This window comes from Dietzia sp. NPDC055343 (assembly GCF_053645265.1).
Genome location: NZ_JBSHMJ010000125.1, coordinates 1 through 1,965, shown reverse-complemented (window position 1 = coordinate 1,965; position 1,965 = coordinate 1). Strand labels below are relative to the sequence as shown.

Below are 1,965 nucleotides of genomic sequence, written 5' to 3'. Positions count from 1 at the left end.
CCAGATCGAGGTGCGCGATCGCCGCTCCGAAACGGTCACCGACTTCCTCGCCGACCTCGAGAAGGCGGTGACCGGCGCCCTCGACAGGCGCACCGTCGACAGCGCCGAAGCCGGGTTCGCCGTGATGTCCCGACTGCTGGGCCGACTCGGCTCGGCGGACGCCGCGGACAGGAGTTGGCGCATGACCGTGCTGGACACCCGTCGACACGTCGGGTTCATCGGGGTCGAGATCGATGCCGCGGGCACCCCGACCAACTACCACGATTCGTCGTCCGGCCTCTCCGGCGGGCAGGCCCAGAAACTCGTGTTCTTCTGCCTTGCAGCAGCACTGCGGTTCCAGCTCGCCGAGGTCGACGCGGACGTCCCCGGCTACGGCACCGTCGTGCTCGACGAGGCCTTCGACCGGGCCGATCCCGACTACACCCGCCGAGCGATGGACGTGTTCACCGACTTCGGGTTCCACATGGTCCTGGCCACCCCGCTCAAACTGCTGCAGACACTCGAGCCCTACATCGGCGGCCTCGTCGTGGTGGGCAACGAGGACGGCAGCCGATCGCGCATCGAACGCATCACCTGGGAGCAGGGACGCGATGACGGGCCCTGAGGGTAAGGGGCCGCGCAGCCCCCACGACCTGGCCGACTCCTGCGCCACCCGGTTCAATCGGCGACACCGCGACTGGCTCGCGGACCCGGACGCCGCGGCATCCGACACCGTCCGGTTCGCGACCTCGATGCCGACCGCGGCGCGCGCGGCCGACGACCCGACGGGGACGGCGGAGTGGATCAGGGCGTGGCGGGACTTCGACTCGGCGGACTCGGCGCCGGCCGTGCAGGTGACCTGGGCAGGACGTCGGCTCGCCGGTTTCGGGGTGGTGTCGCTCCCCCACCGTGTGGAAGTACGCGGCGCCCACGACATCGCCCGAATCGGCGGTCAGTCCGTGCGGTGGGGCACACTGCTCGACCGGACGCACCAGATTCTCAGGCTGGGGCCGGACCACGTCGCGCTTCGACGTGCCGCTGCGGCCACCTCGCCGGTGTGGGAGAAGCTCGACGACGAGGACACGGCCCGCCTTCTCGCCGTCTGCCGCTGGGCGATCGACAACCCCACCACAGGACTCACCGCGCGCGAGATCGCGGTGCCGGGCATCGACACCAAGTGGATCGAGTCACGGGTACGTATGATCGAGCATCTCGTCGACGCTGCCAGGGCGGGGCGGGACGGCAGCGCGTCCGGCTCCGGCCTCGGTCTCCGCGACCCCGGGCCACGGCTACGCCTGCGCGTCCTCGACCCCCTGATCGACTTCCCGCTACGCGACGTGGAGAGCCCGGTCGACCAGCTCGCCACGCTGTGGACCGACTCGACGGTGCCGCGTCACCTCGTCGTCGTCGAGAACCTCACCACCTTCCTCGCGCTTCCCGCCCTACCCGGCGCGGTCGCCTTGTTCGGCCGTGGCTACGCCGTCGACGCGGTGGCTACGCTCCCCTGGGCCCTCCGGGCGCGCATCGTCTACTGGGGCGACATCGACTCCCACGGTTTCGCGATCCTCGACAGGCTCCGCCACCACGCACCACACGCCGCCAGCGTCCTCATGGACAACGCCACACTCGACGCCTGGCGACAGTTCAGCGTGTCCGACCCCACACCGACCCGAGCCGCCCGGACCCGGCTCACGGCCGACGAGCTCGACACCCTCGAGCTGCTCACGGCAGCCGGGGACCTCAGACTGGAGCAAGAGCGCATCCCATGGGATTGGGCGCTCCCCCGTCTGACTGACGCACTCCGCGCCCTGTAGACAGATCCCCGCCCTACGGTCGGTTGGGGCTAATGCTGCGTACGCGGCGTCCCCTCAGGTCATCCGGCTTTGGCCCGCGGCGCCACGAACTCGAGCGGCGCATCGTGGTGGTTGTGCTCGTACGGGGCGAGAGCCTCGTCAGCGCCGCGAGCCGCGAGCTGGTCCGCATACT

Annotated in this window: 2 protein-coding genes; both read left to right on the top strand. The window is 70.5% G+C overall.

The features are described from left to right. On the top strand, window positions 1-604 hold a 604-nt coding region (locus tag ACWIE7_RS19000), incomplete at its 5' end, for an SbcC/MukB-like Walker B domain-containing protein (protein WP_454070304.1). Then, complete coding sequence (locus ACWIE7_RS18995) at window positions 591-1,793, top strand: Wadjet anti-phage system protein JetD domain-containing protein (RefSeq protein WP_454070303.1); 1,203 nt, start codon at window positions 591-593, stop codon at window positions 1,791-1,793. The genes ACWIE7_RS19000 and ACWIE7_RS18995, both read left to right, overlap by 14 nt. Window positions 1,794-1,965 lie beyond the last annotated feature (172 nt).

What these genes read in the sequence shown, in the direction of transcription:
- ACWIE7_RS18995 (WP_454070303.1), top strand. Translation starts at nt 591, where the DNA reads ATGACGGGCCCTGAGGGTAAGGGGCCGCGCAGCCCCCACGACCTGGCC.